Source organism: Flavobacterium sp. (assembly GCF_044371705.1).
GTDB lineage: Bacteria > Bacteroidota > Bacteroidia > Flavobacteriales > Flavobacteriaceae > Flavobacterium.
Map to the genome: position 1 here is coordinate 1 of NZ_JBILTE010000243.1, position 3,269 is coordinate 3,269.

4 protein-coding genes are annotated in these 3,269 nt (G+C 36.0%); 1 reads left to right on the plus strand and 3 read right to left on the minus strand.

The features are described from left to right. Positions 1–38: 38 nt before the first annotated feature. Positions 39–686: an orotate phosphoribosyltransferase gene (gene pyrE, locus ACIQ2S_RS12325; protein WP_396176422.1), complete on the minus strand. Its 648-nt coding sequence runs from the start codon at positions 684–686 to the stop codon at positions 39–41. A gap of 7 nt (positions 687–693) precedes the next feature. Between pyrE and ACIQ2S_RS12330 the strand changes: the two genes are divergently transcribed. Next, the gene (locus ACIQ2S_RS12330) at positions 694–1,278 is read left to right on the plus strand and encodes an NUDIX hydrolase (RefSeq protein WP_396176424.1); all 585 of its coding nucleotides are present in this window, start codon (positions 694–696) and stop codon (positions 1,276–1,278) included. A 13-nt stretch (positions 1,279–1,291) separates the two neighbouring features. Here the strand turns inward: ACIQ2S_RS12330 and ACIQ2S_RS12335 are convergent, their stop codons facing one another. Continuing rightward, a complete protein-coding gene (locus tag ACIQ2S_RS12335) occupies positions 1,292–1,525 on the minus strand; it encodes a hypothetical protein (RefSeq protein WP_396176426.1) in 234 nt (77 codons plus the stop codon). Positions 1,526–1,556: 31 nt separating this feature from the next. Beyond that, on the minus strand, positions 1,557–3,269 hold a 1,713-nt coding region (locus tag ACIQ2S_RS12340), incomplete at its 5' end, for a M14 family zinc carboxypeptidase (protein ID WP_396176428.1).

The window sequence follows — 3,269 nt, forward strand, 5'->3', positions numbered from 1 at the left end:
CTACAACCTACAACCCGGAACTCGTAACCCGCAACTTCCTAAACTTCAATCCCCCAAGTAGACGGACTCACTCGCCATTCTTGTAAAGTGTGCTGCTCTTCTTCTGAAATATAATTTTTGGCAACAGCCAATTCTAATAAATTATCGTAATTACTCAACGTATGTAAATCAATGTTGGCTTTTTTGAAGTTTTCTATCGAAATGTCAAAACCATAGGTAAAAATAGCAACCATTCCTTTGACAATTGCTCCCTCGGCTTTTAAAGCTTCCACAGCCAGCAAACTACTGCCTCCGGTGCTGATTAAATCTTCTACAACAACCACACTTTGACCTTTTTGTAGAAAACCTTCAATTTGATTTTGTCGTCCGTGCTTTTTTGCCTCCGGTCGAACGTATACAAAAGGAAGTCCCATGTATTCGGCAACAAGCATCCCAATTCCAATAGCTCCGGTTGCAACTCCGGCTATAACGTCCGGCTTACCATATTGCTTTTCAATGTTCTTTGAAAACTCCTCACGAATGTAATTGCGAATAGGAGGAAAAGACAACGTTACACGGTTGTCACAATAGATTGGCGATTTCCATCCGGAAGCCCATGTAAAAGGATTTTTCGGATTCAATTTAATTGCATTAATTTGTAAAAGCAATTCGGCCGTTTTTTTTGCTGTATCTTTATTAAAAATCATACTACAAATGTATAAAGTTTTTGTGAACGACAAACCACTTTTTTTGACAAATGAAGTTCAAAAGGAAACCGACTTTCAGTTGTTTTTACTTGAAAGCATTGATATAAAAGAACTTATCATCAAAATATTTAAAAATAAAGTAGACAAAGCTTTTTTGTACCATCCCGATGAAAAGGAAATGTTGAAAAAACTGAAAGCAAAAATACCTGTTGAAAAAGCAGGAGGCGGTTTGGTGTACAATGCAAAAGATGAAGTTCTATTCATTTACAGAAATAATAAATGGGATTTACCCAAAGGTGGGATTGAAAAAGGAGAAGAAATTGAAGAAACTGCCATCAGAGAAGTGGAAGAAGAAACGGGTGTGAAAGGCCTGACCATCGTCAACAAATTAGACAAAACTTACCATATTTTCAAGAGGAACGGACGCTACAAACTTAAAATCACGCATTGGTTTGAAATGCGTACAAAATATACAGGACCTCTTCAAGCTCAAGCCGATGAAGGGATTGATAAAGTGGAGTGGAAGTCAGCCGACCAAGTGCAAGCTGCTTTAAAAAATTCGTATGAGAATATCAAGTTGTTGTTTGAGTAGGTTTATGGAACTACTACTGTTTGGTGAAATAGAAATAGATTACGTATAACCATCCAAATATTCCATGAATAATTGCCCACATAATAGATTTGTTATGTGTGTAAGAAATTGCAATTGCTAGTGCAGTACCAAAACTAATTCCATTAGTTATTACAGTGTTTGCTGTGGAACCGTCATTAGCTACAACAATATTTGAACTAAGTACTGCAATGAACGTAAAAGCAAGTGCTAACTTTTTAGTTTTCATAATTTCATAATTTCATTATTTCATTATTTCATTATTTTATTACTTTATAAACAGGATACTGCAAATGGGCCTTTTCATAATACGCTGAATTTTTATATACCCAATCCAATTGGGCTCGACCATTAGCAGCAAATTCAGGTTCTGCTGCCTTTTTAGCTTCAAACGCAGCTTTGAGTTGTGCATCTTTTTGCAATAATTCTGCGGCTAAATCTTCAAAAACATAAGCAGAATAGCCTTCTTTTTGCTGTAAAATAGCGTCGAAAAAGTTCCAATTGAAATAGGAATCAACAGCTTCGGGTTCTAAAGTTTCCAATAAATATTTTACTCCCGGTTGATTGGTAGGAAAAACATAATCACCTGCGGTAAATTTTAATAGCTGACTACTTTTCGAAACTTTCGTGTTGTAATGACCGTAATGTCCTTCGTAAGGTGATTTGGCTGTTTGATAGCTTTCAATTTTATACGATTCTACTTCAATAAGTGTGTCCTTTTGAATTTGTGTAAAAACAAGTTGATTCAATCGTAACAAATCAATTATTTGCCATTGTGATTGTGGAATGATGTAAGATTCAGGAACGGTAAAAAATTGCGTAGGTTTGTAATTGCCGTAAAACGGAATTTTCTTTGTAAAAGGTTTGCTTTTGTCATAGTACAATCGGTCTTTTCCTGAAATGGTACTTGGTTTGGTAGCCCCTTCATATCCTTTGAAATCAATATAGGATACTCTGCTCGAATCAATGGTCCAATTTAACGGATACTGTGTTCCTGCAACGTATTCATTGGCACTTTCTTTTCGAATTTTTTTTATTTTTTCCCAATGCATGTCGGTATGCTGAATCACACTTACCATGAATTCGTAGGTAACTTTCACTCGCTCACTAAAAGATTTCAGCATATGAGTTTCCGGCACAAAACCTAAGGTGTTGAAAAGAGTGGTGTAACCGGTCGCATATCGGGGTGTATCCGTAAACTGTTCAAAACCTTTGTCCGGAGTTGAACCGTGAACAGTGACATACGGAACCACATCAATCTTCTTCAGATTCATACTTTTGACAATGTCTGGATAAAAATCGTTGATGAAATAATTTCCCAGTTTGGTACCCAATCGCTCATGTTGCGTAGCAATGCAGGTAAATGTGTATTGATAATCAGCACCGTTTGAAACGTGATTGTCTAAAAAAACATCCGGACGAACACTGTGAAATAACTCTTGAAAACTTCTGGAATTCTTTGTGTCCGATTTTACAAAGTCCCGATTTAAATCATAATTTCGTGCATTTCCTCTGAAACCGTATTCTTCCGGACCATTTTGATTGGCTCTGGACGAACTGTTCCTGTTCAACATACCACCAATATTATAAACAGGAATCACAACCACCAAGGTGTTTTTGGGAACTTTAATTTTTGAAGTGGCAAAATCTCGAAGCAATTGCATGGACGCATCGATTCCGTCCGGTTCTCCGGGATGGATGCCATTGTTTATTAATACTACAGCTTTGTTTTGATTAAAATCAAAATTTTTATTTTCTGAAAACACAACAATATGCAAAGGTTTTCCACTGTCCGTAAGTCCTTTTTCAATAATTTGAATAGTTGGGAAAGTAGTGGCTAAATTTTGATAATAAGAAATGCATTCCTGATACGTGGTGGATTGATTGCCATTACCTTTTTCAAAAGGTGTTTGAAATTGAGTCGAATTTTGACCAAATAAGCCAATAGAAATAAAAAGTAGAATAAATTTTAT

Coding starts and splice junctions, on each gene's coding strand:
- pyrE (WP_396176422.1), bottom strand. CDS start 686: ATGATTTTTAATAAAGATACAGCAAAAAAAACGGCCGAATTGCTTTTA.
- ACIQ2S_RS12335 (WP_396176426.1), bottom strand. CDS start 1,525: ATGAAAACTAAAAAGTTAGCACTTGCTTTTACGTTCATTGCAGTACTT.
- ACIQ2S_RS12330 (WP_396176424.1), top strand. CDS start 694: ATGTATAAAGTTTTTGTGAACGACAAACCACTTTTTTTGACAAATGAA.